This is a genomic window from Streptomyces sp. NPDC048584 (assembly GCF_043199595.1).
GTDB classification, from domain to species: Bacteria; Actinomycetota; Actinomycetes; order Streptomycetales; family Streptomycetaceae; genus Streptomyces; species Streptomyces edwardsiae.
In genome coordinates, this window is record NZ_JBICWF010000016.1 from 132,428 (window position 1) to 158,474 (window position 26,047).

Annotated in this window: 25 protein-coding genes and 1 tRNA gene; 13 read left to right on the forward strand and 13 right to left on the reverse strand. The window is 71.7% G+C overall.

From position 1 onward, the window contains the following. Positions 1–108: 108 nt before the first annotated feature. Genes ACGFR9_RS29995 through ACGFR9_RS30015 form a run of 5 tightly spaced genes read right to left on the reverse strand, consistent with a single transcriptional unit; the run spans position 109 to position 4,304 of the window. Entirely contained in the window at positions 109–1,059 is a 951-nt protein-coding gene (locus tag ACGFR9_RS29995; RefSeq protein ID WP_393214553.1) for a catechol 2,3-dioxygenase, read from the reverse strand. Continuing rightward, on the reverse strand, positions 1,040–2,125 hold the full coding sequence (locus tag ACGFR9_RS30000) for a 4-oxalomesaconate tautomerase (RefSeq protein WP_393214707.1): 1,086 nt from the start codon (positions 2,123–2,125) through the stop codon (positions 1,040–1,042). Before ACGFR9_RS30000 ends, ACGFR9_RS29995 begins: the two co-directional genes overlap by 20 nt. Positions 2,126–2,148: 23 nt before the next feature. Continuing rightward, on the reverse strand, positions 2,149–2,856 hold the full coding sequence (locus tag ACGFR9_RS30005) for a 4-carboxy-4-hydroxy-2-oxoadipate aldolase/oxaloacetate decarboxylase (RefSeq protein ID WP_393214555.1): 708 nt from the start codon (positions 2,854–2,856) through the stop codon (positions 2,149–2,151). After that, positions 2,853–3,605: a PIG-L deacetylase family protein gene (locus ACGFR9_RS30010; protein ID WP_393214558.1), complete on the reverse strand. Its 753-nt coding sequence runs from the start codon at positions 3,603–3,605 to the stop codon at positions 2,853–2,855. Before ACGFR9_RS30010 ends, ACGFR9_RS30005 begins: the two co-directional genes overlap by 4 nt. A gap of 48 nt (positions 3,606–3,653) precedes the next feature. Next, positions 3,654–4,304 (reverse strand): GntR family transcriptional regulator, encoded by a 651-nt coding sequence (locus tag ACGFR9_RS30015; RefSeq protein WP_311640548.1) that lies wholly within the window; start codon positions 4,302–4,304, stop codon positions 3,654–3,656. Between the two features lie 189 nt (positions 4,305–4,493). On the opposite strand from ACGFR9_RS30015, the gene ACGFR9_RS30020 reads away from it, so the two are divergent. Next, positions 4,494–5,645, forward strand: a complete 1,152-nt coding sequence (locus ACGFR9_RS30020) for a Gfo/Idh/MocA family protein (protein ID WP_393214561.1) — start codon at positions 4,494–4,496, stop codon at positions 5,643–5,645. 180 nt (positions 5,646–5,825) lie between these two features. On the opposite strand, the gene ACGFR9_RS30025 is transcribed toward ACGFR9_RS30020, so the two are convergent. Further along, positions 5,826–6,848, reverse strand: a complete 1,023-nt coding sequence (locus ACGFR9_RS30025) for a LacI family DNA-binding transcriptional regulator (RefSeq protein WP_393214564.1) — start codon at positions 6,846–6,848, stop codon at positions 5,826–5,828. Positions 6,849–6,957: 109 nt separating this feature from the next. Between ACGFR9_RS30025 and ACGFR9_RS30030 the strand changes: the two genes are divergently transcribed. The 4 genes from ACGFR9_RS30030 to ACGFR9_RS30045 are packed head-to-tail and all read left to right on the forward strand — an operon-like array spanning position 6,958 to position 10,999. After that, entirely contained in the window at positions 6,958–8,133 is a 1,176-nt protein-coding gene (locus ACGFR9_RS30030) for a phytanoyl-CoA dioxygenase family protein (RefSeq protein WP_393214567.1), read from the forward strand. Between the two features lie 18 nt (positions 8,134–8,151). Beyond that, the gene (locus ACGFR9_RS30035; protein WP_393214570.1) at positions 8,152–8,928 is read left to right on the forward strand and encodes an SDR family oxidoreductase; all 777 of its coding nucleotides are present in this window, start codon (positions 8,152–8,154) and stop codon (positions 8,926–8,928) included. A 53-nt stretch (positions 8,929–8,981) separates the two neighbouring features. After that, positions 8,982–9,986 (forward strand): Gfo/Idh/MocA family oxidoreductase, encoded by a 1,005-nt coding sequence (locus ACGFR9_RS30040; protein WP_393214572.1) that lies wholly within the window; start codon positions 8,982–8,984, stop codon positions 9,984–9,986. Beyond that, positions 9,983–10,999, forward strand: a complete 1,017-nt coding sequence (locus tag ACGFR9_RS30045; protein ID WP_393214575.1) for a Gfo/Idh/MocA family protein — start codon at positions 9,983–9,985, stop codon at positions 10,997–10,999. Before ACGFR9_RS30040 ends, ACGFR9_RS30045 begins: the two co-directional genes overlap by 4 nt. A 75-nt stretch (positions 11,000–11,074) precedes the next feature. Here the strand turns inward: ACGFR9_RS30045 and ACGFR9_RS30050 are convergent, their stop codons facing one another. Genes ACGFR9_RS30050 through ACGFR9_RS30070 form a run of 5 tightly spaced genes read right to left on the reverse strand, consistent with a single transcriptional unit; the run spans position 11,075 to position 16,004 of the window. Then, the gene (locus ACGFR9_RS30050; RefSeq protein WP_393214578.1) at positions 11,075–12,094 is read right to left on the reverse strand and encodes a Gfo/Idh/MocA family protein; all 1,020 of its coding nucleotides are present in this window, start codon (positions 12,092–12,094) and stop codon (positions 11,075–11,077) included. A 17-nt stretch (positions 12,095–12,111) separates the two neighbouring features. Then, complete coding sequence (locus ACGFR9_RS30055) at positions 12,112–13,014, reverse strand: sugar phosphate isomerase/epimerase family protein (protein ID WP_393214581.1); 903 nt, start codon at positions 13,012–13,014, stop codon at positions 12,112–12,114. 1 nt (position 13,015) lies between these two features. After that, positions 13,016–13,903, reverse strand: coding sequence for an ATP-binding cassette domain-containing protein (locus tag ACGFR9_RS30060; RefSeq protein ID WP_393214584.1), 888 nt, complete (start codon positions 13,901–13,903; stop codon positions 13,016–13,018). A gap of 5 nt (positions 13,904–13,908) precedes the next feature. After that, entirely contained in the window at positions 13,909–14,985 is a 1,077-nt protein-coding gene (locus ACGFR9_RS30065; protein ID WP_393214587.1) for an ABC transporter permease, read from the reverse strand. After that, complete coding sequence (locus tag ACGFR9_RS30070) at positions 14,985–16,004, reverse strand: sugar ABC transporter substrate-binding protein (protein ID WP_393214590.1); 1,020 nt, start codon at positions 16,002–16,004, stop codon at positions 14,985–14,987. The genes ACGFR9_RS30065 and ACGFR9_RS30070 overlap by 1 nt, the downstream gene beginning before the upstream one ends. A gap of 308 nt (positions 16,005–16,312) precedes the next feature. On the opposite strand from ACGFR9_RS30070, the gene iolC reads away from it, so the two are divergent. The 5 genes from iolC to ACGFR9_RS30095 are packed head-to-tail and all read left to right on the forward strand — an operon-like array spanning position 16,313 to position 21,828. Then, on the forward strand, positions 16,313–17,305 hold the full coding sequence (gene iolC / locus ACGFR9_RS30075; protein WP_393214593.1) for a 5-dehydro-2-deoxygluconokinase: 993 nt from the start codon (positions 16,313–16,315) through the stop codon (positions 17,303–17,305). A gap of 13 nt (positions 17,306–17,318) precedes the next feature. Next, positions 17,319–18,194, forward strand: a complete 876-nt coding sequence (locus tag ACGFR9_RS30080) for a deoxyribose-phosphate aldolase (protein ID WP_393214596.1) — start codon at positions 17,319–17,321, stop codon at positions 18,192–18,194. A 28-nt stretch (positions 18,195–18,222) separates the two neighbouring features. After that, the gene (gene iolB, locus ACGFR9_RS30085) at positions 18,223–19,140 is read left to right on the forward strand and encodes a 5-deoxy-glucuronate isomerase (RefSeq protein ID WP_393214598.1); all 918 of its coding nucleotides are present in this window, start codon (positions 18,223–18,225) and stop codon (positions 19,138–19,140) included. Continuing rightward, positions 19,137–21,008: a 3D-(3,5/4)-trihydroxycyclohexane-1,2-dione acylhydrolase (decyclizing) gene (gene iolD, locus ACGFR9_RS30090; protein WP_393214601.1), complete on the forward strand. Its 1,872-nt coding sequence runs from the start codon at positions 19,137–19,139 to the stop codon at positions 21,006–21,008. Before iolB ends, iolD begins: the two co-directional genes overlap by 4 nt. Positions 21,009–21,042: 34 nt before the next feature. Next, positions 21,043–21,828 carry a GntR family transcriptional regulator gene (locus ACGFR9_RS30095; protein WP_393214604.1) on the forward strand — a complete coding sequence of 262 codons (786 nt, stop codon included), beginning with the start codon at positions 21,043–21,045 and terminating at the stop codon, positions 21,826–21,828. A gap of 7 nt (positions 21,829–21,835) precedes the next feature. Here ACGFR9_RS30095 and ACGFR9_RS30100 read toward each other — a convergent pair whose 3' ends face one another. Continuing rightward, entirely contained in the window at positions 21,836–22,816 is a 981-nt protein-coding gene (locus ACGFR9_RS30100; protein WP_393214607.1) for an aldo/keto reductase, read from the reverse strand. 154 nt (positions 22,817–22,970) lie between these two features. Between ACGFR9_RS30100 and ACGFR9_RS30105 the strand changes: the two genes are divergently transcribed. After that, positions 22,971–23,912: an endonuclease/exonuclease/phosphatase family protein gene (locus ACGFR9_RS30105; protein WP_393214610.1), complete on the forward strand. Its 942-nt coding sequence runs from the start codon at positions 22,971–22,973 to the stop codon at positions 23,910–23,912. 599 nt (positions 23,913–24,511) lie between these two features. On the opposite strand, the gene ACGFR9_RS30110 is transcribed toward ACGFR9_RS30105, so the two are convergent. Then, positions 24,512–24,585: transfer RNA gene (locus ACGFR9_RS30110), tRNA-Pro, on the reverse strand. Between the two features lie 99 nt (positions 24,586–24,684). Here ACGFR9_RS30110 and ACGFR9_RS30115 point away from each other — a divergent pair. Continuing rightward, entirely contained in the window at positions 24,685–25,200 is a 516-nt protein-coding gene (locus ACGFR9_RS30115; protein ID WP_393214613.1) for a DUF309 domain-containing protein, read from the forward strand. Positions 25,201–25,255: 55 nt separating this feature from the next. After that, positions 25,256–26,029, forward strand: a complete 774-nt coding sequence (gene cobF, locus ACGFR9_RS30120) for a precorrin-6A synthase (deacetylating) (protein ID WP_393214616.1) — start codon at positions 25,256–25,258, stop codon at positions 26,027–26,029. The last annotated feature ends 18 nt before the right edge of the window (positions 26,030–26,047 follow it).

Genomic DNA, 26,047 nt, shown 5'->3' on the forward strand with positions numbered 1-26,047 from the left:
GACCCCGTTCTGAAGTGTCAACGCTTTTGTTGACAATCTCAGGAACAATTTAAGGGGTGGGTCACGCGGCGGTGTGCGCGCGTGACCCACCCCGTGGTGCGGTCGCCGTCAGGCGGTCGGCGGGGTGCCGTGGGTGTGGAAGGACTCGATGGTCTTCAGACCCCAGGCCTGTCCCCTGGCCCGCTCCGCCTCGGTCCAGGTGATCAGCGGCCAGTCGGGCGCCAGCACCAGCCGGGTGAGCGGATTGCACAGCTCGATGCGGTTGCCGCCGGGCTCGTAGACGTAGAGGAAGAACGTCTGCTGGATGGCGTGCTTGTGCGGGCCCGTCTCGATGAACACGCCGGTGTCGATGGCGAGGTCGGCGGCGCGCAGGATGTCCTCGCGGGTGTCCGCCGCGAAGGCGATGTGGTGCAGCCGTCCGGAGGAGCCGGTCCAGTCCTCGGTGTAGACGATGTCGTACGACTTGTCGGTGAAGGTCAGCCAACGGGCGGCGATCCTCCCGGAGTCGAGCCTGATCTGCTCGGTGGGCCGGGCGCCGAGGAGCTGTTCCTGGAACTCGGCGTTGGCGAGGACGTCGGAGGCGAGGAAGTTGACGTGGTCGAGGCGGCGGACGCCCACGCCCCGGTTGGGTTTGGCCTGCGGCTGGTTCTTCAGCGCCGGACGCAGTTCCTCGGGCGCCCGGTAGTGCTCGCTCTCCCAGTACAGGGCGTGCTCGTGGCCGTCGGGGTCGGTGGTGAGGTACAGCTTGCCGATACCGGGCTCGTCCTCGGCCCATGTCCCGGGCCGTCCCGCCGCCTCCAGGGCCGCGACCCGGCGGTGCAGCGCCTCCTCGCCCGAGGTGCGCAGTGCGAGCCGGCCGAGGCCCGGCTGTTCGCGGGCGGTGAGCACCAGACTGTGGTGTTCGTAGTCGTCGTAGGTACGCAGATAGACGGTGTCGCCGTCCCGGCCGTTGACCGTCAGGCCCAGGTAGTCCGTGAAGAAGGCGACGCTGGCGTCCAGGTCGGGTGTGAACAGCTGGGCGTGGCCGATATGGGCGATGTCACCGAGCGGCGGAGTCATGGGTGCCTCCAGGGCGTGGTGCGGGGACCGGCGCCGTGGCGGCGGACCGGGGGAAGACGGTGCCGTCGAGGATCTTGCGCGCGGTGCGGACGACGGCGGTACGGCGGACCACGGCGGCGCCGGGGTCGACGTGGACGTCGACCTCCAGGAACCCGGTGGGGTGTTCGACGCGTACGCGGTCGGACTCGGGGAGTTCCGCGATCCCCTCCCCCACCCCGCCCGGGACGCGCAGTCCGGCGGCCACGCTCGCGGCGCCCAGGACGCCGATGGAGGTGTGGCAGCGCACGGGGATGAAGGTGCGGGTGGTGACCGCGCCGCCGTGCCGGGGCGGGGCGAGCAGGGTCAGTTTGGGCACGGTGGCGCCCTCCACGTCCCCGAGGCCCATCAGATGCCCGGCGGCCAGCCGGATCTCCCGGAGGCGGTCGGCGAGCACGATGTCCTCCTCCAGGTCCTTGGGCGTCTCGTACCCGGTGGCCTTCAGCGCGGCCGCCGGGACGAGCACCACCGGCATGCCGTTGTCGACGCAGGTCACCTCGGTGCCGGCGACGGTGTCGCGGGCGTTGCCGGTGGGCAGCAGCGGGCTGGGGCCCTGCGGGAACTCGATGACGACCGGGGCCGCCGTGCCCGGTACGCCCGATATCTCGGCCGTACCGGTGTAGTCGACGCGCCCGCCCGGGGTGGGGAAGGTGGCGACGGCACGCTCGCCGGTGTTGAGCATGCGGACGCGTACGGACGTCCGGTCGTCCCCGGCCGGCACCAGCCCGCGTTCGACGGCGAACGGGCCCACTCCGGCGAGGATGTTGCCGCAGTTCTGCCGGTCGGTGACCTCACAGGCGTCCACGGAGACCTGGAGGAACAGATAGTCGACGTCGGCGTCCGGGTCGGCCGAACGGGAGACCACGGCGACCTTGCTGGTCAGCGGGTGGGCGCCGCCCAGGCCGTCGATCTGGCGCGGGTCCGGACTGCCCATGATCCGCAGCAGCAGGGCGTCGCGGGCCGCGGGATCGGCGGGCAGGTCGCCGGCCAGGAAGTAGCCGCCCTTCGACGTGCCGCCGCGCATCAGCATGCAGCGCACCTCGTCGGGGGCGGTCACGAGCCTTCCCCGGCCGTGTACTCGTCGTACGACTTGTAGGTCACGCCCAGTTGCTCCAGCTTCTCGCGCAACCCGTAACGGTCCAGACCGAGTTGGCCCTCGATGAAAGCGGCGCGGGAGGCGGCCTCCTTCTTCTCGCGTGCCTCGGACGCCTCCGCGACCTGGCGGGCGCGCTCGCGGGGGACGATCACCACGCCGTCGTCGTCGGCGACGATCACGTCGCCGGGACGGATCACCTGCCCGTCGACGGCGACCGGTACGTTCACCGATCCGCCGGTGGCCTTCACGGTGCCCTGTGCGCAGACCGCCCGGGTCCAGGCGGCGAAGCCCATCTCCCGGAGCTCCTGGGTGTCGCGGATGCCCGCGTTGATGATCAGGCCGCGCACACCGCGCCGTCGCAGGGCGGTGGCGAACAGTTCGCCGAACATGCCGTCGGTGGAAGGGGAGGTGGTGGTGACGACCAGGAGGTCGCCCTCGCCGCACTGCTCCACGGCGGCGTGGATCATCAGGTTGTCGCCGGGCCAGGAGAGCACGGTGACCGCGGTGCCCGCGACCCGTACGCCCTGCTGTACCGGGCGGATTCCGGGGCCGAGCAGACCGGTTCGGCCCATCGCCTCGCTGATCGTGGCCACGCCGTACCCGGCGAGCGCCTCGACGTCCTCGGGCTCGGCCTTCGGGGGGTTGGTGACGACGACGCCGCTCATGCCAGTTCCTTCGCGATCTGCGGGTACGGGCGCATGAACGCCTCGGCCATGGTCTTGTGCGGCAGGCCCAGGTTGGGGCCGGCGTTGCGCTTGAGCTGGACGCCGCGGCGGACGGCCAGGTCGGTGTAGTAGTCCCACAGGTGCCGCTGGGCGGCGAGGCACTCCATGCCCTTGCGCTTGGTCTCCCACACCTCGGTGATGTCGAGCAGGACCTCGGGTCTGAAGCCGCTCATCTCGGGCTGGTGCGGCTCGAAGTAGAAGACGGGCGGGGCGCCGATGATCTCGCCCTCGCCCGGGTAGCCGATGGCCTGCGCGAGGACGCGGGCCTCCAGGGCCATGCGGTTGGCGGCCGGGTGGTCACCGTTGTACGGGTCCTCGACGGGGTGGGTGAGCACCACGTCGGGCTGGGTGGCGCGGTAGACCTCGACGAGCCGGTCGGTCAGTGCGGGAGTCGCGAGCAGCGGATAGTCGCCGGCGTCGAAGAAGCGGACGTCGGCGCCGAGCGTGGCGGCGGCCTTCTCGGCCTCCGCCCGCCGTATCGCCTTGATCTCGTCCAGCTTCCTGCCCTCCCGCCACGCCTTGGCGGACTCGCCGCGTTCGCCGAAGGTCAGGCACACGATGGTGACCTTCTCGCCTCGCGAGGCGGCCAGGGCGATGGCGCCGCCCGCCCGCCACACGAAGTCGCCCGCGTGTGCGGTGACGACGAGCGTCGAACGGGGAACGGCGGCGGGCGCGTTGGCATGCGTCATTGCTCAGAATCTCCTTGGTGACAGGTGACGCCCGCCCCGGTGCGTGGATCAGTCGCGCAGCGCCTCGATCACGCTGGTGAGGTGGGCGCGGACGGCCGCCTCGGCCGCCTGCGGGTCCCTGGCCGCGATTGCCTCGATCATGGCCAGATGCTCGTTCAGGGACTGCTGCGGACGCCCCGGTCGCAGCGCCAGCTGGAAGCGGTGCCGGACCAGTTGGGCGTTGAGCCGCTCCAGGAGCTCCACGGCTGTCAGCTGACCGGAGAACTCGCGGATCCTGGCGTGGAGTTCGTGGTTGAGATCCGAGTAGGTGAGCGGTTCACCGTCGGCCACGGCCTTGCGCATCGACGTACCCAGGTCCTTGAGCTCGGTGACCTGCGCGTCGGTGACGGCGGCCGCCGCCTTCGCCGCGCAGAGACCTTCGAGGACCAGGCGGCATTCGGTGATGGCGACCGCTTCCTCCACGGTCACCACCCGTACCCGTGACCCACGGTTGCGGATCCGCTCCACCAGCCCCTGCGACTCCAGCTCTATCAGCGCGGCCCGGATACTGGCCCGGGTCACGCCGAACTGCTCGGCGAGTTCGTTCTCCACCAGCCGCTGCGCCGGCGCCATGTCGCCGCGCAGGATCGCCTCCCGCAACTGCCCGAGCGCAAGCTGTTTCGCCTGCTCCCCGGTGCCCGGACGGGCTTGGTTCGGCATGGTTGCCCTCCCTGAGTGAGTGCCTGTCGAACGTAAATCTAGCCAAACAAGATTGTCAACAATTTTGTTCGCCAGATGAGGTCCGACGCGATGGGTGCGACATTTGTCCTGTCAAACGGTTGACATGATCCCGGTCGCCGCTCAGGGTGGGCGGGACAGCACGGGGAACGGGCCGGAGAGAGGCTTTTCATGGTGGATGCGCTGGGTGTCGCCGTCGTCGGATTCGGCTGGATGGGGCGGGTGCACACCCAGGCGTACGCGCGCGTACGGCACCACTATCCGCAGCTGGCCCTGCGCCCGGAGCTGATCACGGTCGCCGAGGAGGTGCCGGGCCGGGCCGAGGAGGCCGCCGCGCAGTTCGGGTTCGCCTCGACCACCCGCGACTGGCGGGAGGTGGCCGCCGACCTCCGGGTGGGGGCCGTCAGCATCACCGCGCCGAACTTCCTGCACCGCGAGATCGCTGTCGCGATGGCGGAGGCAGGCAAGCACATCTGGATCGAGAAGCCGGTGGGGCTGGGCCCGGACGACGCCCGCGCGGTCGCGGACGCGGTCACGAAGGCGGGGGTCCAGGGGACGGTCGGCTTCAACTACCGCAACGCGCCCGCGGTGGAGGCGGCTCGTGAGCTGATCGCCTCCGGGGACATCGGGACCGTCACGCATGTCCGTATCCGGCTGTTCAGCGATTACGCCGCCCATCCCGAGGGTGCGCTGACCTGGCGCTACGAGCGCGCTCGCGGGGGCAGCGGGGTGCTCGGCGATCTGGCCTCGCACGGCGTCGACCTGGCCCGATTCCTGCTCGGCGACATCGCCTCGCTGACCGCGGACACGGCGGTCTTCGTGCCCGAGCGGTCCCGCCCGGCGGGGGCGACGGCCGGCCACTCCCGTGCGGCCGGCGGCGAACTCGGGCCGGTGGAGAACGAGGACTACGTCAGCTGTCTGCTGCGGTTCGCCTCCGGGGCGCGCGGGGTACTGGAAGCCTGCCGGGTGTCGGTCGGGGAGCAGAACAACTACGGCTTCGAGGTGCATGGCACCGAGGGGGCGGTGTTCTGGGACTTCCGGCGTCTGAACGAACTGGGCGTCAGCAGGGGGACGGGGTACCAGGACCAGCCCGTCAGTACGGTCTATGTCGGGCCGGGGGACGGGGAGTTCGGCGCGTTCCAGCCGGGGGCGGCGAACGCCATGGGGTACGACGATCTGAAGGTGATCGAGGCGTACCGGTTCCTGCGCTCGGTCGCGGAGGGGGTTCCGTACGGGGCGTCGCTCGCGGACGCGGTGCACAGCGCGGCGGCGCTGGACGCGATGACGCGGTCCGCGGAGAGCGGGTCGTGGGTGACGCTCTGAGCGCTCTCGCCCCCAAGGGGCGCTGCCCCTTCGGCCCCCGGACCTGCGGGCCGGTGGGGGTTGCTCGCGCAGTTCCCCGCGCCCCTTCAGGGCGCGGGGAACTGCGCGAAGGGGGTCTGGGGGCGCAGCCCCCAGGGACGGGACGGGAAGGGGCGGCGGGGGCGAAGGAAATCAGCCGCGTCACGGCGGGGGCATGTTGTACGGGGTCACCACCTGGATCGCCGAGGGGGGCGTGGGCCCCGCCGGCGGCAGGGCGCCGTGGGCGCGCATCACCAGATGACACGCCTCACGCAGGTCGTGCCGCAGATCGTGGTGCAGTACGGCGGACAGCCGGTGCTCGCGCAGCAGCCGCGTGTTGTCGTGGTCGAGATCGTGTGCCACGAACACCGCACACTCCCTCCCCGCGTCCGAGAACGCCCGCAACGTCGCGATGTTGCCACCCCCGATCGAATACACCGCCCGGATCCCCGGATCCCGTTCCAGCGCGGCCCGCACCAGGTCGTACTGGGTGGCGTCCAGCCCCTGCCCCTCCGCGATCTCGACGAGGGCCCGCCCGGGGAACCGGGCGCGCATCGTGGCGCGGAACCCCATCTCCCGTTCCTCCTCGTTGCGAAAGGAGCCGCTGGAGAGACTGGTGAGCACATGGCCCGGCCGGTCCCCCAGCCACTGCCCCACCAGGTACGCGGCAGTCGCCCCCGCCGCCCGGTTGTCGCTCCCCACGTGCCCGATCCGCGCACTCGCCGGCAGATCCGTCACCAGCGTCACCACGGGAACCCCGGCGGCAGCCAGCCGGCCGACGGCAGCCGTGACCTCCAAGACGTCCGGCGCCTTGAGGAACACCCCCTGTGAGCCCCGCCGCCCGATCCGGTCCAGCACCGCGACCAGTTCCCCGACCGGCCCCGTCTCCCGGAAGTGGAAGCGGGAGCGGACCACCGCCGGACGCAGGGACGGAAGTTCGGCCTCCAGCGCCGCCCGGACGGCCGTCGAGAACCGCTCCGGCGACTGCATCACGATGTCCACCATGAACGTCCGCCCCACCAGCCGGACCTGCGTGCGCTGGCGGTCCAGGTCGGCGATCGCCCGGTGCACCTCACGCGCGGTGCTCTCCCGCACTCCTCCCCTGCCGTTCAGGACCCGGTCCACCGTGGCCTCGCTCAACCCGGCCTGACGTGCGATTTCCCGGATCGGGAAGGGGTGCCCCATGGCTCGGCTCCTGAGGGGTTTTTGATGGGTCGCTGCTGGTTGTTCGAAGGGTTTGTACTGACAAGAATGGCATCAGCCGCGTCGCTCCGTGACCCGAAGGGACGACCCCATGTCAGCCTCCACCCACCACCGGACACCCGCCCCGGCCGCCTGGCTGTCCGAGCGGCACTGCGACCTCGACGCCTTCCGCGCCCTGGTGGAGCAGTCGACCGACCTCGACGCCTACCCGCACGCCAGTGCCGTCGAGCGGAACGTGCCGCTGTACGACGCCGACCGGCTCGCCCTCGCCGACCGCCGTGCCGTACAGGCCGAACTGGTGCGCGCGTTCGCGGACGGCCCCGGCATCGTGGTGGTCCGCGGAGCCTTCGCCGATCCGGCGGTGGTGGACCGTACGACCGCCGTGTTCGAGGCCCTGATCGCCGAACAGCGCGCCACGGGCGCCGCCGCCGGCGACCACTTCGCCAAGCCGGGTGCCAACGACCGGGTGTGGAACGCCCTGGAGAAGGCCGCCCTGTACGATCCGGAGGCGTTCGCCGAGTACTACGCGAACGAGGTGATCGCCCTGGTGTCCTCGGCCTGGCTCGGCCCCGGCTACCAGGTCACCTCGCAGGTCAACGTGGTGAACCCGGGCGGTGCGGCGCAGACCGTGCACCGCGACTACCACCTCGGCTTCCTTTCCGACGAGGTCGCCGCCCGCTACCCGGCGCATGTGCACCGCCTCTCCCCCGCGCTCACGCTCCAGGGCGCGGTGGCGCACTGCGACATGCCCGTGGAGTCCGGGCCCACGCTGTATCTGCCGCACTCGCAGAAGTACGAGCCCGGCTATCTCGCCTGGCGGCTCCCGGAGTTCCGGGCGTACTTCGAGGAGCACCACGTACAGCTCCCGCTCGCCAAGGGCGACGCGGTGTTCTTCAACCCGGCGCTGTTCCACGCCGCCGGCGCCAACCACTCGGCGGACATCCGGCGCATGGCCAACCTGCTCCAGGTGTCGTCGGCGTTCGGCCGGGCGATGGAGACGGTGGACCGCGAGGCCGTGGCGGGCGCCGTCTACCCGGTGCTCCTGAGGCGCCAGGGCGAGGGCGCCGGCGAGCAGTGGCTGGAGAACGTGATCGCGGCGAGCGCCGAGGGCTACCCCTTCCCCACCAACCTCGACAACGACCCGCCCGTGGAGGGCCTCGCCCCGCCGTCGCAGGCCGAGGTCGTACGACGGGCCCTGCGCGAGGGGTGGACCCCGCGGACGCTGCGCGGCGAACTGCGGGCCGGCGCCAAGCGGCGCGACAGCTGAAGGGACCCGGAGACCGGTATGGGACTTCTCGACGACAAGGTCGTCCTCGTCAACGGCGGCAGCCAGGGCGTCGGCGCGGCCGTCGCGCGGGCCGCGGTCCGCGAGGGCGCGGTCGTGGCCGTCAGCGGGCGGCGCGCCGAGCCCGGTGAGGCGCTGGTGGCCGAGCTGGCCGCCGCGGGCGGCAAGGCGATGTTCGTACGCGCCGACCTCGCGGACGCAGAACAGGCCAAGGGCTCCGTCGCGCGGACGGTGGAGGCGTACGGGAGAATCGACTGCCTGGTGAACTCCGCCGGCCTCACTTCGCGCGGGACCCTGCTCGACACCACACCCGAGCTGTTCGACGAGCACATCGCGATCAACCTCAAGGCGCCGTTCTTCGCCATGCAGGCCGCCGTCGCCGACATGGTGCGGCGCGCGGCACCCGGCTCGGTCGTCAACGTCATCACCTCCTCGGCGCACGGCGGACAGCCGTTCCTGGCACCGTATGTCGCCGCGAAGGCCGGGCTGATCGGCCTCACCCGGAACGCGGCGCACGCGCACCGCTGGGACCGGATCCGGATCAACGGCCTGAACATCGGCTGGACCGCCACCGAGGGCGAGGACGCCACCCAGCGGGCCTTCCACGGCGCCGGGGACGACTGGAGGGAGCGGGCCGCCGCACGGCTGCCGATGGGCAGGCTGGGCCAACCGGACGAGATCGCGGGCTTCGTGGTCCTGCTGCTCTCCGACCGCTCCGGGGTGGTCACCGGCTCCGTGATCGACTGGGACCAGAACGTCCTCGGCGGCCTCGACTGATCTCCCCGCACCTCTCCGCTCGTACGCACCCGCAAGCAAGGAGCACCGTCCCCATGCGCATCGGAATCCTCGGTCTCGGCCGTATCGGCGCCTTCCACGCCGAGACCCTGTCGGGGCTCGACGCCGTCGAGTCCCTCGTCGTCTCCGACCCGTTCGCGGACGCCGCGAAAGCGGCCGCCGAGCGGTTCGGCGCCGAGGTCGCGGACTCCCCCGAGGCCCTGCTCGCCTCCGGGGTGGACGGGGTGGTCGTCGCCGCCGCGACCGACGCCCACCCGGGGCTGATCCTGGCGTGTGTGGAGGCGGGCGTGCCCGTCTTCTGCGAGAAGCCCGTGGCCCGCACCATCGGCGAGGGCGTGGAGGTACTGAAGGCCGTCGGGGGCCGTGACGTGCCGGTCCAGATCGGTTTCAACCGCCGCTTCGACGCCGGTTTCGTCGCCGCGCGGGCCGCTGTACGCAGCGGGGAGCTGGGCAAGCTGCACACCGTGCGCTCGACGACACTGGACCCCGCGCCGCCGCCGGCCGCGTACGTCGCCGCGTCCGGAGGCATCTTCCGGGACTGCTCGGTGCACGACTTCGACATCATCCGCTGGGTGACCGGCCGGGAGGTGACCGAGGTGTACGCGGCCGGCGGCAACCGGGGCGCGGACTACATCCGGGAGGCCGGCGACGCCGACACGACCGGCGCGGTCCTCACCCTCGACGACGGCACCCTCGCGGTGGTCTCCAACAGCCGCCACAACGGCCGCGGTCACGACGTCCGCATGGAACTCCACGGCTTCGCCGACTCCATCGCGGTGGGCCTGGAGGACAAGCTGCCGCTGCGGTCGGTGGAGCCCGGCACGACCTTCCCGGCGGGCACCCCGCACGACTTCTTCATGGACCGCTTCACGGACGCCTACCGCGCCGAACTCACCGCGTTCACCGAGGTCGTGGCGGGCTCCCGCCCCTCGCCGTGCACGATCGCGGAGGCCCTCGAGGCGGGCTGGATCGCGGAGGCGTGCACACTGTCCCTGCACGAGCACCGTCCCGTCACCGTCGAGGAGGTACGGCAGGCATGAGCGAGTCCGGCCGGGAACCCCTGCGTATCGGCGTCCTGGGAGCCGCGCGGATCACCGAGCGCTCCCTCGTCGTCCCGGCCCGGACGACCGGCCACCGCCTGGTCGCGGTGGCCGCCCGCGACCGCTCCCGCGCCGAGGCGTTCGCCGCGGCCCACGGCGTGGAGCGGGTTCTCGGCTCGTACGCCGAGCTGCTGGCCGACCCCGAGGTCGACGTCGTCTACAACCCGCTCGCCAACGGCCTGCACGGGCCGTGGAATCTGGCGGCGCTCACCGCGGGCAAGCACGTCCTGAGCGAGAAGCCGTCGGCGAGCAACGCGGCGGAGGCGGAGGAGGTCCGGGAGGCGGCCGCCCGGTCGGGCGCGGTCTTCATGGAGGCGTTCCACTACCTGTTCCATCCGGTCACGCGGCGGCTGCACGAACTGCTGGCCTCCGGTGAGCTCGGCGAACTCCGGCATGCGGAGGCCATGGTGGCGATCCCCGCGCCGGAAGCCGCCGACCCCCGCTGGTCGTTGTCCCTGGCCGGCGGTGCGCTGATGGACCTGGGCTGTTACGGCGTGCACGCGCTGCGGATGCTCGCACCGTGGGCGGGCGGTGCGCCGCGTGTGCTGTCGGCTCGGGCCGGTGAGCGTGCGGGGGCGCCGGGGGTGGACGAGTGGCTGGACGCCGGCCTCGGCTTTCCGTCCGGCGCGACGGGCAGCGCGCGGTGCCATATGGCGTACGACCGGCTGGAGATGAGCATGCGGGTCGTCGGCAGCCGGGGCGAGGCGACGGCCCCGAACTTCGTGCTTCCGCAGCGGGACGACCGTGTCATCGTCCGGACACCGGACGGCGAACGCACGGAACATCTCGGCACGCGGTCGTCGTACGCGTACCAACTGAAGGCGTTCGCGGCCCGGGTACGCGCCGATGCTGCGCTTCCTCTGGACGCGGACGACGCGGTGGCGACGATGCGGCTGATCGACGCGTGCTACGAGTCGGCGGGGCTGGCCCCACGACCCCGCTCATCAGCCTGATACCCCCGGCTGCGGGCAGGCGCAGCCGACACCGCGGAGCGCCGGCCGTCTTGGGGCACACTCACATGTCCGGCGTCACCGGTACAGCGCGGGCTGCTCGACCAGGTCGACCTCGACCCGGCCGCCGGTATCCAGCGCCCGTACCCCCGCCTCGCACACCGCCGCCGCCGCATAGCCGTCCCACGTGCTCGGCCCCACCACCTCACCGCGCCGTGTCGCGTCGACCCACGCCCGGACCTCGTCGTCGTACGCCTGGGCGAACCGTTCCGTCCAGTCCTGGGCGATCGTGCCACCCCATCGGCCGCCCCAGTTGGTGACCAGCGCGTGCCCGTCACCGATCCGCGCCGTCCCCCGCTCGCAGACCATCTCCGCCTGCACCTGGTACCCGAACCCGCAGTTGACGAAGATCTCGACGTCGGACAGCGCGCCCCCGTCCGTCTCCAGCACGACGAACTGCGGATCGAGCAGCCCCTCGGGCGCTCCCGAGGACGGCGCGGGCCGCAGTACCGTCACGGCGGCGATCTCATGCCCGAGCAGCCACCGTGTGGCGTCCACCTCATGGGCCACGGAGTCGGTGATAAGCATCCCGCTCGTGAAGAACGGCGCGCTCGCCACATTGCGATGCCGGTTGTGCAGCATCAGCGACCGTCCCAACTCCCCCGTCTCCAGCAGCGCCTTGAGCCGCATGTACTCGGCGTCGTAGCGGCGCATGAACCCGACCTGCACCCGCCGGTGCCCGAGGGCCGCTTCGGCCTCCATGACCCGCAGCGCGGACGCCGCGTCCGGAGTGAGCGGCTTCTCGCACAGCACCGGCAGATCGCGCTCGAAAGCGGAGAGCAGGGCCGCCTCGTGGGCCGGTCCGGAGGAGGCGATGAGCACGGCGTCGACGTCGGCCGCCGCCATCGCGGCGGCCGGGTCGGTGTAGACACCGCAGCCTTCGATGCCCTCGGCGGCGGCCTCGGCGCGTCGGGCGTCGAGGTCCACGACGGCGGTGACTCGCGCGCCGCCGACCACCCGGTCGATCCGGCGTACATGGTCCGCGCCCATACGGCCGGTGCCGATGACGGCGACACCGAGCGGTTCGCGCCGGCTCATCGTGTCCCTCCGGTTCGTCAGGCGCCGCAGGAGCGGAGGAACTTGCGGGTGCGTACGGCGATGGGGAGCGGCTTGTCCGGTTCGCAGGGGTACATGTCCTGCTCGACGATGGCGAACAGGTCCACGCCCAGCTTCTGCGCGGCCGTGAGGACCGGGCCCAGCTCGGGGACACCGGTGGGCGGTTCGCACATCACCCCGCGCTGCACGGCAGGCCCGAACGGGACCTCGTTCTTGACGACGTCGGCGAGGATCTCCGGGTCGACCTGCTTGAGGTGGAGGTAGCCGATGCGTTCGCCGTAGGTCTCGATCAGCTTGACGCTGTCGCCGCCGCAGTAGGCGTAGTGGCCGGTGTCCAGGCAGAGGCCGACCAGGCCGGAGTCGGTCGAGTCGAGGAAGCGCTCGACGTGCTCCTCGGTGTCGATGTGGGTGTCGGCGTGCGGGTGGACGACGATGTCCAGGCCGTACGTGTCCTTCACCTCACGGCCGAGGCGTTCCATGCCCCGGGTGAGGTGGCCCCACTGCTCGGTGGTGAGTTCGGGCTCCTCGAGGATCTCGGCGGTCTTGTCGTCGCGCCAGAAGGACGGGATGACCACCAGGTGCTTCGCGTCCATGGCCTGGGTGAGGGCGGCGACGCGGCTGACCTGCTCCCAGGTGCCGTCCCATTCGGAGGGACCGCGGTGCAGTCCGCAGAAGATGGTGCCGGCGGAGACCTTGAGGCCGCGCTTCTTCACCTCGTCGCCGAGGCGGGCCGGGTCGGTGGGGAGGTAGCCGTAGGGGCCGAGTTCGATCCAGGAGTAGCCGGCCTCGGCGACCTCGTCGAGGAAGCGCTGCCAGGGCACCTGCTGCGGGTCGTCGGGGAACCAGACCCCCCAGGAGTCGGGGGCGGAACCGACCCGGATGCGGTCGAGCGCGACTGCCATGTCAGGACTTTCCTTCCGGAGTTGCGGCTACGGGGGCCTGGAGGTCGCCCTCCTCGGGGAGTTCCTCGGTGTCGACGCCGCCGACCTGCGCCAGCTCGTGCTTGAGCGCGGCCAGTTCGGCGCCGCCGGCCATGTGGTTCGTCAGCTCCTCGAGGCCGACCTCGCTGCGGGCGGCGCTGAGTTCCAGGGTGCCCAGGCGCAGCACGCTGAAGTGGTCGCCGACCATATAGGCGTGATGCGGATTGTGGGTGATGAAGATGACGCCGAGGCCGCGGTCGCGGGCCATGGCGATGTACTTCAGGACCACACCGGACTGCTTGACACCGAGGGCGGCCGTCGGCTCGTCCAGGATCAGCACGCGTGCGCCGAAGTGGACGGCGCGGGCGATGGCGACGCACTGGCGCTGGCCGCCGGAGAGCGTGCCGATGGGCTGCTCCAGGTCGTCCAGGACGATGCCCATGTTGCGCAGTTCCTCGTCGGCCGTCTTCTTCATACGGTCGATGTCGAGGCGGCGGACCGGCCAGGGGCCCCTGGTCAGCTCGGAGCCCAGGAAGAAGTTCCGCCACACCGGCATCAACGGGACGACGGCGAGGTCCTGGTAGACGGTGGCGATGCCCTTGTCGAGGGCTTCGCGCGGGGTGGAGAAGCGCACCGGCTCGCCGTCGACGAGGAACTCGCCCTCGGTGTGCTGGTGCAGCCCCGAGACGATCTTGATGAGGGTGGACTTGCCGGCGCCGTTGTCGCCGAGGACGCACGTCACCTTGCCGGGGCGGACGGTGAGGTCGACGCCGTGCAGGGCGCGGATGTTGCCGTAGGACTTGCCGGCCGCGCGGAGTTCGACCAGGGGGCGGCCGCCGTCGGACGCGGTGCCGGTGGTCTTGTCGGTCATTGCGGTCACCTCCGGGTCGCCTGGCGCTGGACCCACAGATTGATGAGGACGGCGCCGAGCAGCATCACGCCGAGGAAGGCCTTGAACCAGTCCGGGTTCCAGCCGGCGTAGACGATGCCCTGCTGCACCATGCCGAACATGAAGGCGCCGAAGACCGGGCCGATCGCGCTGCCGGCGCCGCCGGTCAGCAGACAGCCGCCGATCACGGCGGCGGCGATGTAGATGAGCTCCTGGCCCACGCCCTCGCCGGACTGCACGGTGTTGAAGGAGAACAGGTTGTGCATGCCGACGAACCATGCGCCGAAGCCGACCAGCATGAACAGGGAGATCTTGGTGAAGGTGACCGGGACGCCGACCGCGCGGGCGCTCTCCTTGTTGCCGCCGACGGCGAAGATCCAGTTGCCGTACTTGGTGCGCAGCAGCACCCAGGTGGCGAGGGCGGCGAAGACGAGCCACCACACCACGGTGATCTTCACCTGGACGCCGCCGAGGTCGAAGCTGGAGGCGAAGAGGGCCTTGGCCTGGTCGAAGCCCTCCATGTCGGCGATGCTGTCGGTGGCCACGTTGCCGGTGACGAGCTTGGTCACCGCCAGGTTCACGCCCTGGAGGATCAGGAAGGTGCCGAGGGTGACCAGGAAGCTGGGCAGCCCCGTCCTGACCAGCAGCCAGCCGTTGAAGGCGCCGACGGCCAGGGAGACCACCAGGGCGACGATCACGCCCATCCACACGTTCAGGGTGAGCTGGTAGCTGAGCATGCTCGCGGTCAGTGCCGAGGTCACGACCGCGACACCGGCCGAGAGGTCGAACTCGCCGCCGATCATCAGCAGGGCCACGGGCAGCGCCATGATCCCGATGACCGACGACTGGTACAGGATGTTCGCCATGGAGCTGCCGTCGCGCATCGGCGGTGCGGTGATCAGGAAGAACACCATGACGGCCACGGCTCCGAGGAACACGCCCACCTCGGGGCGGGCCAGGAGCCGCAGTGCGAGCGGGCGGCGCCGGGTGCGGCCGTCGCTCTGTTTCGGGCCGGGGGCCGGCGGTGGGGTCACCGCCGGCTCAGCCTGTTGGGCCATGCTCATCACCGAGTGCCCTTCGCGGCGTACTCGGAGACCGCGTCGACGTTGGACTTGTCGACGAACGCCGGGCCGGTCAGCACCGGCTGCTCGCCGCCGCCGCTGTAGTTGCCGTTGTTCTTGTAGAGCCACAGGCCGTCGACGGCGAGGTAGCCCTGCAGGTAGGGCTGCTGGTCCACGGCGAACTCGATGTCGCCGGCCTCGATCGACTTGGTGAGTTCCTTGTTGAGGTCGAAGGTGGCGACCTTCGCCTTGCTGCCCGCGTCGCCCACCGACTGCACCGCGGTCGGCGCGAAGGGCGCGCCGAGGGTGACGACGTAGTCGATGGCGGAGTCCTGCTTCAGCTTGGCGGTGATGGTCGACTTCACCGACGGCATGTCGGTGCCGTTGACGTTGAGGATCTGGGTCTCGCCCTCGAAGGTCTTCTTCACGCCGTCGCAGCGCTGGGTCAGGCCGACGTTGCCCTGCTCGTGGATGACGCAGACGGTGTTCTTCGCGCCGACCTCGTTCAGCTTCTTGCCGAACGCCTCGCCCGCGACGGACTCGTCCTGGCCGAAGAACTCGAGCAGGTCGAGGTCCTTCCAGTCGGTCAGGCCGGAGTTGAGACCGACGACGGGGATGTTCGCCGCGTTGGCCTTGGCTATGACGGCCTTCAGCGCGTCCGGCTTGGCGAGGGTGACCGCGATGCCGTCGACCTTCTGGTCGATCGCGTTCTGCACCAGGGTGGCCTGGCTGCCGGCGTTCGGGTCGGCGGAGTAGACGAGGTCGATGTTGTCCTTGGCGGCGGCGGCCTCGGCGCCCTTGCGCACGATGTCCCAGAAGGTGTCGCCGGGCGCCTGGTGGGTGACGAGGGCGACCTTCATCCGGGGCGTGTTCGCCTTGCCCGCCGACGCGTCGGCTGCACCCTCCTCGGACTTCTTGCCGCCGGAGTCACTGGAGCAGCCGGCGAGGGCCAGGGTGGCTGCCGCCGCGACCGCGATGAACGGCGCGATTCTGCGGGAGCGGGTGTGCGAAGAGCGGTCCATCTGTCCTGCACCTCACTGTGCTACGCGGGGAAAGGGCGGGAGTCCGAGGATCCGGTGCCTCGGAAGTCCGGGTGTGCCATAGAACACGGCGGTCATGCTGGGACGCGATCCAATCCCCAGAAGCCTCCGCTGTCAATACTTTGTTAAGACATCAGTTCACGTACTAGTCCGAATGTAAGTACAAACTATTGACATCGCCGCCCTCGGAGACCTACACCTGTGAGGTGGCAGGTCCCTGGAATCCACGTCCCCACCGTGGCAGGGCGCTTTGGGACCCGCATCCCCAGTAGCTCGAGAGGCGTCGCTCAATGGCCGACTCACCACCATATTTCGACCTGATCACCATGGGACGCATCGGGGTCGATCTTTATCCACTGGAGACCGGGGTTCCGCTGGCACGAGTGGAGACTTTCGGGAAATTCCTGGGCGGATCGGCCGCGAATGTCGCGGTGGCGGCCGCCCGGCTGGGCCGTTCCGTGGCGATCGTCACCCGCACCGGTGACGACCCCTTCGGCATGTTTCTGCACGAGGCGCTGAGGGATTTCGGCGTGGACGACCGCTGGGTCACCCCGGTCGCCGCCTACCCGACCCCGCTCACCTTCTGCGAGATCTTCCCGCCGGACGACTTCCCCCTGTACTTCTACCGCCGCCCCAAGGCCCCGGACCTGGAGATCCACGCCGACGAGCTGGACCTGGCCGCCGTACGCGCGGCCGGGATCTTCTGGATCACCGGCACGGGTCTGAGCGAGGAACCGAGCCGCTCGGCCACCCTCACCGCCCTGGAGGCCCGCGCCCGGGCCGGGACGACCGTCTTCGACCTGGACTGGCGCCCGATGTTCTGGCGCGACCCGGACCAGGCCCGCCCCTACTACCGCGAGGCGCTGCGGCATGCCACGGTCGCGGTCGGCAACCTCGACGAGTGCGAGATCGCCACCGGGGTGCGTGAACCGGAGGCGTGCGCGCGGGCACTGCTGGCGGCCGGTGTGGAACTGGCCGTGGTCAAGCAGGGTCCGCGCGGTGTGCTGGCGGTGCACCGCGACGGCACCCGGGCCGAGGTGCCCCCGGTGCCGGTCGAGGTGGTCAACGGTCTCGGCGCGGGTGACGCCTTCGGCGGCTCGCTCTGCCACGGTCTGCTCTCCGGCTGGGACCTGGAGCGGACCATGCGCCACGCCAACGCCGCCGGCGCCCTCGTCGCCTCGCGCCTCGCCTGTTCGTCCGCCATGCCGACCGGGCGGGAGGTCGCGGACCTTCTCGCGCGGTCCGCCTCGCCGGCCCCGGCGGACCTGCCGAGCCAGTCCTGAACGGAGCCCTTCCTTGAATCTGAGCATCCCCGACCTCACCGCGGTCCGGGCCCGCAATCCGGAGGCCGTCGCCGAGGCGGCCGCCCGCCGGGCGCGCCGCCCGCTGATCGGCGACAGCGGCCGGCTGATGATCGTGGCCGCCGACCACCCCGCGCGGGGCGCGCTCGGCATCGGTGACCGGCGGCTGGCCATGGCCCACCGCGCCGATCTGCTGGAACGTCTCTGCGTCGCGCTGTCCCGGCCGGGCGTCGACGGGGTGCTGGCCACGGCCGACATCCTGGAGGACCTGCTGCTCCTCGGGGTGCTGGAGAACAAGGTCGTCATGGGTTCGATGAACCGGGGCGGTCTGGCCGGCGCGTCCTTCGAGATGGACGACCGTTTCACCGGCCACCGCGCCGAGGACATCGCGCGGATGGGCTTCGACGCGGGCAAGCTGCTGGCCCGTATCGACTACGACGACCCGGGCTCGCTGACCACCCTGGAGTCCTCGGCCCGCGCGGTGGACGCGATGGCCGAGCGCCGGCTGCCGGTGTTCGTGGAGCCGTTCATCTCGCGCCGGGTGGACGGCCGGGTCCGCAACGACCTGACCGCCGAGGCCGTCACCCGCTCCATCGCCATCGCCTCCGGTCTGGGCGGCACCTCCGCCTACACCTGGCTGAAGCTCCCGGTCACCGACGACGTCGAGGCGATGCCGGAGGTGCTGGCGGCCTCGACGCTGCCCGTCGTGCTCCTCGGCGGCGAGGTCGGCGACCAGGAGGCGGCGTACGAGCGGTGGGGCAAGGCGCTGCGGCTGCCGACCGTGATGGGGATGGTCGTCGGCCGCTCGCTGCTCTATCCGGCGGAGGGCAGTGTGGAGACGGCGGTGGACACGGCCGTCGGCCTGTTGTGAGAAGCCCGTTGCGACACGGAGGCATGGCATGACACATCACCTTCCGGCCGGCGAGGCACAGGCCGGCCCGTACGCCGTCGACGTGAGCCCGGAGTCGGCGGGCTGGGGCTACTCCAGTCTGCGTGTGCTGGAGCTGCCGCCCGGCGGCGCGCACACCTTCGACGCGGGTGACAGCGAGTGGATCGTGCTGCCGCTGAGCGGCGGCTGCACGGTCACGGCCGACGACGACTTCGGCCACGACACCTTCGAACTCACCGGCCGCACCAGTGTGTTCGACGGAGTCACCGACTTCGCCTACGTCCCGCGCGATGCCCGCGCGACGGTCGCCTCGGCGGGCGGCGGACGGTTCGCGCTCACGGGCGCCCGCTGCGCCCGCCGGCTGCCCGCCCGCTACGGTCCCGCCTCCGACGTCCCGGTCGAGCTGCGCGGCACCGGGAACTGCTCCCGGCAGGTCAACAACTTCGGTGCGGCGGCCCCCGCCGGAGGCGGTGATGGACAGGGCTTCGAGTGCGACAAGCTGATCGCGGTCGAGGTGCTCACGCCGGGCGGCAACTGGTCGTCCTTCCCGCCGCACAAGCACGACGAACACCGGCCCGGTGAGGAGTCCGTGCTGGAGGAGATCTACTACTTCGAGTTCGCCGCCCACGACAACACCCCGGGCCTCGGCTACCAGCGGGTCTCCCCGTCCGGTCCGGGCCGCGGGACGGATGTGCTGGCCGAGGTGCGCGACGGCGACGTCGTCCTCATCCCGGACGGCTGGCACGGCCCGTCCATGGCCGTGCCGGGGCATCACATGTACTACCTCAACGTCATGGCGGGTCCGGAGGCCGAACGCGCCTGGCTGATCTGCGACCACCCCGACCACGCCTGGATCCGCGACACCTGGCCCGAGCAGCCGGCCGACCCCCGCCTTCCCCTCTACACCGCACCGGAGAGGTCCGTATGAGCGCCGCCACCCGCCGACTGACGACCGCCCAGGCCCTGGTGCGGTTCCTGTCCGCGCAGTACACCGAACGTGACGGCGTGCGCCGCCGGCTGATCGCGGGCACCTGGGGCATCTTCGGCCACGGCAACGTGGCCGGCATCGGGCAGGCACTCGTCGAGTACCGCGATGCGATGCCGTATCACCAGGGCCGGAACGAGCAGGCGATGGTGCACGCCGCCGTCGGCCACGCCCGCCAGCTCAACCGGCTCTCGGCGCAGGCGGTCACGACCTCCATCGGCCCCGGCGCCACCAACCTCGTCACGGGCGCCGCCCTCGCCACCATCAACCGGCTGCCCGTACTCCTGCTCCCCGGCGACTACTTCGCCTCCCGCGTCGCCGATCCGCTGCTGCAGCAGCTCGAACACCCCGTCGAGGCCGATGTGTCGGTCAACGACACGCTCCGCCCGGTGTCGCGCTGGTTCGACCGTGTCACCCGCCCCGAGGCCCTGATCGCCTCCGCGCTGAACGCGATGCGGGTACTCGCCGACCCGGCCGAGACCGGCGCGGTGACGCTGGCCCTCCCGCAGGACGTGCAGGCGGAGGCGTACGACTGGCCGGAGGAGTTCTTCGCCGACCGCGTCTGGTCCGTACGGCGTCCCGTCCCGGACCCGGCGGAACTGGCGGCGGCCGCCCAGGCGGTACGGGCGGCTCGGCGGCCGCTGATCGTCGCGGGCGGCGGGGTCCACCACAGCGAGGCCGAGGAGGCCCTGAGGGCGCTGGTGGAGGCCACCGGCATCCCGGTCGCCTCCACCCAGGCCGGCAAGGGCTCCCTGCGCCACGACCACCCCGCCGACCTCGGCGGCATCGGCCACACCGGCACGGCGGTGAGCGACGAACTCGCCCGCACCGCCGACCTGGTGATCGGCGTCGGCACCCGCTACTCCGACTTCACCACCGCCTCCGGCACCCTCTTCCGGCGCCCGGACGTCCGCTTCCTCAACCTCAACATCACCGGCTTCGACGCGCACAAGCTGGCGGCCCGCACCCTGGTCGGCGACGCGCGGACCTCGCTGGAGCAGCTGGCCGGGGCGCTGGCCGGCCATCGTGTGCGGGAGTCGTACGAGGCGGAGTACCGGACCGGCAAGGAGCGTTGGGAGCGGGTCGTGGAGACCGCCTTCCGCGCGGACGACGACACGGCCGTACCGACGCAGACGCAGGTCCTCGGCGCGCTCGACGCGGTGGTCGGCGACGAGGACGTGGTGATCAACGCGGCCGGTTCGCTCCCCGGCGACCTGCACAAGCTCTGGCGCGCGCGCAGCCCCCGCCAGTACCACCTGGAGTACGGCTACTCCTGCATGGGCTACGAGATCCCGGCCGCCCTCGGTGTGCAGCAGGCCGCGCCCGGCACACCCGTGTGGGCGCTGGTCGGCGACGGCACCTATCTGATGAACCCGACGGAGATCGTCACCGCCGTCCAGGAGAACCTCCCGGTCAACCTGGTCCTGGTGCAGAACCACGGGTACGCCTCCATCGGCGGCCTGTCGGAGTCGGTGGGCGCGGAGCGCTATGGCACCGCCTACCGGCACCGGGCCGCCGACGGCTCCTTCACCGGCGCCCCGCTGCCCGTGGACCTCGCCGCGAACGCGGCCAGCCTCGGCATGGACGTCCTGCGCGCCAAGACCGTACGGGAGCTGCGCGGCGCGCTGGCCGAGGCGCGGGCCTCCGGCCGTCCGACGTGCGTGTACGTCGAGACCGACCCCGCCGCGACCGCTCCCCCGGCCGAGGCCTGGTGGGACGTCCCGGTGGCCGAGGTGTCCGCCCGTGAGGCCGCCGTGGAGGCGCGCACACGGTACGACGCCGAGGTCGCCGGCCGCCGCCGCCACCTCTGAACCCGCCCGCACCCCGCTCCAGAGAGGACCGTCCATGGCGAAGACCGGTGGCCCCGCACGTGCCGCGACCGAACCCGCGCTGAGCACGCTGGACTTCGCCCTGGACCGGGGCAGTCCGGTGCCGCTGTACTACCAGCTCGCGCAGCAGCTGGAGGCGGCGATCGAGCAGGGCGTCCTCGCGCCGGGCAATCTGCTGGGCAACGAGGTCGACCTGTCCGTACGGCTGGGGCTGTCCCGGCCCACCGTCCGCCAGGCCATCCAGTCCCTCGTCGACAAGGGGCTGCTGGTCCGGCGGCGGGGGGTGGGCACCCAGGTGGTGCACAGCCAGGTCAGACGGCCCCTGGAGCTGAGCAGTCTCTACGACGACCTGGAGGCGGCCGGGCAGGGCCCGACCACACGGGTGGTGCGCAACGAGACGGTCCCGGCGCCCGCGGTGGTGGCGGCGGCCCTCGGACTGGCCGAGGGCACCGAGGTCGCCCTCCTGGAACGCCTGCGCCGCACCCATGGCCAGCCGGTCGCGCTGCTGTGCAACTACCTACCGCCGGACCTGCTCGCCCTGGACACGGACCGTCTGGAGGCGACCGGCCTGTACCGGATGATGCGCACGGCCGGCATCACCCTGCACAGCGCCCGCCAGACCGTCGGGGCCCGCGCGGCCACCGCGGCCGAGGCGGCCCGCCTGGACGAGAAGGAGGGCGCCGCCCTGCTCACCATGCAGCGCACGGCCTACGACGACACCGGGCGCGCGGTAGAGTACGGCACCCACATCTACCGCGCGTCCCGGTACTCGTTCGACTTCCAGCTGCTGGTCAGGCCGTGAGGCGTGCTCAGTGCGCCGCGTCGAGCCGGGCCCACTGCTCCGGCGACAGTTCCAGGTCCACCGCGGCCAGGTTCTCCTCCAGCTGGGCCACCGACGACGCCCCGGCCAGCGGGATGATCGGCAGCTCGTGACCGATCTGCCAGGCCAGTACGACCTGGCCCGGCGTCGCCCCGGTCTCCCGGGCAACCTCGTGCAGCACGGCGAGGCGGGCCGGGGCGCCCGGGTGGTCGAAGTCGGCGGGCAGCCGTTCGGGGCGGGCGTAGGCGCCGGTGAGCAGCGGTGAGTAGGCGACCAGGGTGAGGCCGGGTTCGGCGCGCAGATAGCCGGCCATCTCGGGGCCCGCGTGGCCCAGGTTGCCGTCGGGGAACAGGTCGCTCGGCACGTCGGAGCGGGGCCGCAGCAGGCTGTGGTGGTACTGCAGGACCTCGTAGCCGGGCAGCCCGGCCGCCGCCGCGAGGGCGCGGGCCCGCTCCACCCGCCACACGGCCTGGTTGCTCACCCCGAGCAGCCCCACCGTGCCTTCGGCGACCAGTTCCCCGAAGGCCTCGACCGTCTCGCGCTGGGGGACGGTGTGGTCGTCGATGTGCGCGTACAGCAGGTCCAGTCGCTCCATGCCGAGCCGCTCGCGGCTGCGCTCGGAGGATTCCCTGATCACCTTCGCGGACAGACCCTCGGGGTTGTCGGTGTAGCTGGTGCCGGGGGCGAGGGGGCGGGCGCCGAGCTTGGTGGCGACGACGATCTCGTCACCGGCCCCGCGGCTGCGGCGCCAGCGGCCGAGCAGTTCCTCGCTCTGTCCGCCCTGGCCGCCGTCGATCCAGAAGGCGTAGTTGTCGGACGTGTCGATGAAGTTCCCGCCGGCCTCGACGTAGCGGTCGAGTACGGCGAAGGAGGTCTTCTCGTCGGTCCTGGACCCGAACAGCATCGCCCCGAGCGCGAGCACGCTCACCCGGCGGCTGTGCGGACCCGTGCCGATGGTGCGGTACTTCATGGGTGTTCCCTCCCGTTTCGCACCCCGCTGTCGGGGCACGGATCGGGAGTCTTCCGCTTGAAGAGCGCTCCAAGTCAAGCGTGTCGGGTCTGCTGAAACCGATCCACTCCGCGACCGCGTCCTGGGACAGGGAGTCGAGCGGACGGGAAGCAACGTGGGACAGCGCGGATGGTCGTGGGCGCGCGGGCGGGTGCTCGCGGGGGCGGCCGTACTGACGGCGGGGCTGCTGGTGTTCCACCGGCTGGTTCCCAACTCCGTGGGCCGGGCGGGCAGTCTGCTGGAGGTGTTCCTGCCCTGGCTCGGGCTGGTGGTCGTGGTGCTCCTCGTCGCGGCCCTGCTGCGCCGTTCGGCCACCGCCCTGGTGGCCCTGCTGCTGCCGGGGGTGGCGTGGACGTACCTCTTCGGCGGGTTGTTCCTGCCCGCAGGGGAATCCGGCCCGCGTGAGCTGGTGGTGGTGCAGCACAACGTCAGCGACGTGAACACCGATCCGGCGGGCACGGCCCGTGCCCTGGCCGAGGCGCGGCCCGACCTCATCGCACTGCAGGAGCTGGTCCCGGCCGCGCTGCCGGTCTACGAGAGGCGGCTCGCGCGGGAGTACCCGCACCACGCGGTCCGCGGCACCGTCGGGCTGTGGTCGAGGCATCCGCTCACCGAGGCCCGCCTCCTTGACATCAAGCCGCGGGACATCACCGGGCCCTGGAACCGCGGACTGCGTGCCGTGGTCCACACGCCGTACGGCGAGGTCGCCGTGTACGTGGCGCACCTGCCGTCGGTCCGGGTCGGGGCGGGCGGCCTCACCTCAGCGCGGCGTGACGAGAGCGCCGGCCTGCTGGGCGAGGCGGTCGCCGCCGAGCCCCTGGGCACGGCGATCCTGCTGGGAGACCTCAACGGCACGGTCGACGACCGCGGACTGTCGCCGCTCACCTCACGGATGAACGTGGCCCGGCGGGGCTTCGCCTTCAGCTTCCCGGCCGGTCTCCCGCTGGCCCGGATCGACCAGGTCATGGCCCGCTCGGCGACGGTCACCGGTATCCGCGCCCTCACGGCAACGGGCAGCGACCATCTGCCGGTGACCGCGCGGATCACCCTGCGCTGAAGCGCCTGCCCCGGGACGACCGGACGGCCGTACCGGCCTCGAGACGAGCAGACGAGCACGCGAGCGGACGAGCACCCCAGCTGATCGGCCGCGGCGACCGATCGGGCGGGACGAAGAACGGGACGGCCGCCGCATGGAGTGCGACACGTCGATCCGTCCGCTGGAAGACCGAGCGCAGGAGGGCACATGGCCGAGGTGGTGGATGTCGTCGAGGTTCGCCCTCGGGTCTTCTACCGGACGATTCAGATCGGTCCCGTCTTCTTCGGGGAGCCTCCCGCGGACGACGACGTCGTTCAGATCCCGGGGGACGGCCTGAGGCTGAACTCCAGCGACAACGACTTCTACCCCCTGTCCGCCTGGAGGACCTTTCCGGGCACGTCGGAACGCGCAGCGCACCGCTGGAGTCGCGTCTGCCACCGCCAGGTGGCCGGGGCGGCCGGCGGAACGGCCGTCGCCCGGCGATCAGGGGAATCCCGTTCCGCATCCGCGCCGGTGCCCCCGGCGGGATCCGCACCGGCTCCCCGAACGGTCCCCGGAAATGATCAAGGGGCCGTTTCAGATGATCTCTGAAACGGCCCCTGACCTGCGACTTCGTAAAGTCGGGACGACAGGATTTGAACCTGCGACCCCTTGACCCCCAGTCAAGTGCGCTACCAAGCTGCGCCACGTCCCGGTGCGCTCACGTGCGGTGAACCGCGTGATCGCGCGAACAGCACTTTACCCCACACCCCCGGGACGCCCCGAATCGGACCGGGCGCGGGACAATCGGCGTATGGGCAGCATGGAGAGCACGTCGTCGGGCCGGACGGTCGCCGCGCGGGACCGGGACAGTGAGGGGCGGGCGCGCAACGCGCGGCCGCGGGACGGCCTCGGGCGGCCCCTGCCGTACGGCGCGCCGGGTGTGGCCCGGCAGCCGGAAGGGGTCGTACGGCGGCCGGAGGAGAGCGTCGCGGAGGCGCAGCGGCTGCTGGACGAGGGGAAGCCGTTCCACGCGCACGAGGTGTTCGAGGACGCCTGGAAGTCGGGGCCCCAGGAGGAGCGCGAGCTGTGGCGGGGGCTGGCCCAGCTCGCGGTGGGCCTCACCCATGCCGCGCGCGGGAACGTCACCGGTGGGGCGCGGCTGCTGCTGCGCGGGGCCGGGGCGGCGCAGGGGTGGGCGGCGCAGGGCGGGTTCCGGCCGCACGGGATCGATCTGGCGGGCGTGATCGTCTGGGCGCGGGAACTGGCGGCCGAGGTGGAGGGCGGCGCCGTGGTGAACGCGGGGGCGCGGGCACCACGGCTGCGCTGACGGCCGGGTGGGGTGCGCCCTGCGCGTTGTCGGTGGCGTGCGGCAGACTCGGGGCGTGCGAGAGATTCATGTCATCGGTATCGGCGCGGGCGACCCCGACCAACTGACCCTGCAGGCCGTCAAGGCGCTGCGGGGCACGGACGTGTTCTTCATCCTGGACAAGGGTGAGGCGAAGGCGGACCTGACCGGGCTGCGCCGCGACATGCTCGAGGCGCACGTACCGGAGGGCGGTTACCGCGTCGTCGAGGCGCGTGACCCGGAGCGGGACCGCAAGGCCGGGGGTCGTGCCTACTCCCCCGCCGTCGGGGACTGGCGCAGCGCCCGCGCGGACATCTACGAGCGGCTGATCTCCGAGGAACTGGGCGAGGAACAGACCGGGGCGTTCCTGGTGTGGGGCGATCCGTCGCTCTACGACAGCACGATCGGCATCCTGGAGGAGGTGCTGGAGCGCGGCCGGGTCGTCTTCGACTTCGACGTCGTGCCGGGCATCAGCAGTGTGTCGGCGCTCGTCGCCCGGCACCGTACAGGGCTCAACCGGGTCGCCCGCCCGGTGCAGATCACCACGGGGCGGCGGCTCGCCGAGGGGTTCCCGGAGGGCGTGGACGACGTGGTGGTGATGCTGGACGCCCACCAGGGCTTTCGCGCGTACGCCGACCAGGACGTCGACATCTACTGGGGCGCCTACATAGGCACCCCGGACGAGATCCTGGTCTCCGGACCGCTCGCCGAGGCCGCCCCGCGCATCGAGCACCTCCGTGCGGAGGCCCGCGCGCGCAAGGGCTGGATCATGGACACCTACCTGCTGCGCAGGCGCCCGGACGAGAGCTGAGCGGCAGCTCCGGCCGGC

What these genes read in the sequence shown, in the direction of transcription:
- ACGFR9_RS29995 (WP_393214553.1), bottom strand. Translation starts at nt 1,059, where the DNA reads ATGACTCCGCCGCTCGGTGACATCGCCCATATCGGCCACGCCCAGCTG.
- ACGFR9_RS30000 (WP_393214707.1), bottom strand. Translation starts at nt 2,125, where the DNA reads ATGCTGATGCGCGGCGGCACGTCGAAGGGCGGCTACTTCCTGGCCGGC.
- ACGFR9_RS30005 (WP_393214555.1), bottom strand. Translation starts at nt 2,856, where the DNA reads ATGAGCGGCGTCGTCGTCACCAACCCCCCGAAGGCCGAGCCCGAGGAC.
- ACGFR9_RS30010 (WP_393214558.1), bottom strand. Translation starts at nt 3,605, where the DNA reads ATGACGCATGCCAACGCGCCCGCCGCCGTTCCCCGTTCGACGCTCGTC.
- ACGFR9_RS30015 (WP_311640548.1), bottom strand. Translation starts at nt 4,304, where the DNA reads ATGCCGAACCAAGCCCGTCCGGGCACCGGGGAGCAGGCGAAACAGCTT.
- ACGFR9_RS30020 (WP_393214561.1), top strand. Translation starts at nt 4,494, where the DNA reads ATGGTGGATGCGCTGGGTGTCGCCGTCGTCGGATTCGGCTGGATGGGG.
- ACGFR9_RS30025 (WP_393214564.1), bottom strand. Translation starts at nt 6,848, where the DNA reads ATGGGGCACCCCTTCCCGATCCGGGAAATCGCACGTCAGGCCGGGTTG.
- ACGFR9_RS30030 (WP_393214567.1), top strand. Translation starts at nt 6,958, where the DNA reads ATGTCAGCCTCCACCCACCACCGGACACCCGCCCCGGCCGCCTGGCTG.
- ACGFR9_RS30035 (WP_393214570.1), top strand. Translation starts at nt 8,152, where the DNA reads ATGGGACTTCTCGACGACAAGGTCGTCCTCGTCAACGGCGGCAGCCAG.
- ACGFR9_RS30040 (WP_393214572.1), top strand. Translation starts at nt 8,982, where the DNA reads ATGCGCATCGGAATCCTCGGTCTCGGCCGTATCGGCGCCTTCCACGCC.
- ACGFR9_RS30045 (WP_393214575.1), top strand. Translation starts at nt 9,983, where the DNA reads ATGAGCGAGTCCGGCCGGGAACCCCTGCGTATCGGCGTCCTGGGAGCC.
- ACGFR9_RS30050 (WP_393214578.1), bottom strand. Translation starts at nt 12,094, where the DNA reads ATGAGCCGGCGCGAACCGCTCGGTGTCGCCGTCATCGGCACCGGCCGT.
- ACGFR9_RS30055 (WP_393214581.1), bottom strand. Translation starts at nt 13,014, where the DNA reads ATGGCAGTCGCGCTCGACCGCATCCGGGTCGGTTCCGCCCCCGACTCC.
- ACGFR9_RS30060 (WP_393214584.1), bottom strand. Translation starts at nt 13,903, where the DNA reads ATGACCGACAAGACCACCGGCACCGCGTCCGACGGCGGCCGCCCCCTG.
- ACGFR9_RS30065 (WP_393214587.1), bottom strand. Translation starts at nt 14,985, where the DNA reads ATGAGCATGGCCCAACAGGCTGAGCCGGCGGTGACCCCACCGCCGGCC.
- ACGFR9_RS30070 (WP_393214590.1), bottom strand. Translation starts at nt 16,004, where the DNA reads ATGGACCGCTCTTCGCACACCCGCTCCCGCAGAATCGCGCCGTTCATC.
- iolC (WP_393214593.1), top strand. Translation starts at nt 16,313, where the DNA reads ATGGCCGACTCACCACCATATTTCGACCTGATCACCATGGGACGCATC.
- iolB (WP_393214598.1), top strand. Translation starts at nt 18,223, where the DNA reads ATGACACATCACCTTCCGGCCGGCGAGGCACAGGCCGGCCCGTACGCC.
- iolD (WP_393214601.1), top strand. Translation starts at nt 19,137, where the DNA reads ATGAGCGCCGCCACCCGCCGACTGACGACCGCCCAGGCCCTGGTGCGG.
- ACGFR9_RS30095 (WP_393214604.1), top strand. Translation starts at nt 21,043, where the DNA reads ATGGCGAAGACCGGTGGCCCCGCACGTGCCGCGACCGAACCCGCGCTG.
- ACGFR9_RS30100 (WP_393214607.1), bottom strand. Translation starts at nt 22,816, where the DNA reads ATGAAGTACCGCACCATCGGCACGGGTCCGCACAGCCGCCGGGTGAGC.
- ACGFR9_RS30115 (WP_393214613.1), top strand. Translation starts at nt 24,685, where the DNA reads ATGGGCAGCATGGAGAGCACGTCGTCGGGCCGGACGGTCGCCGCGCGG.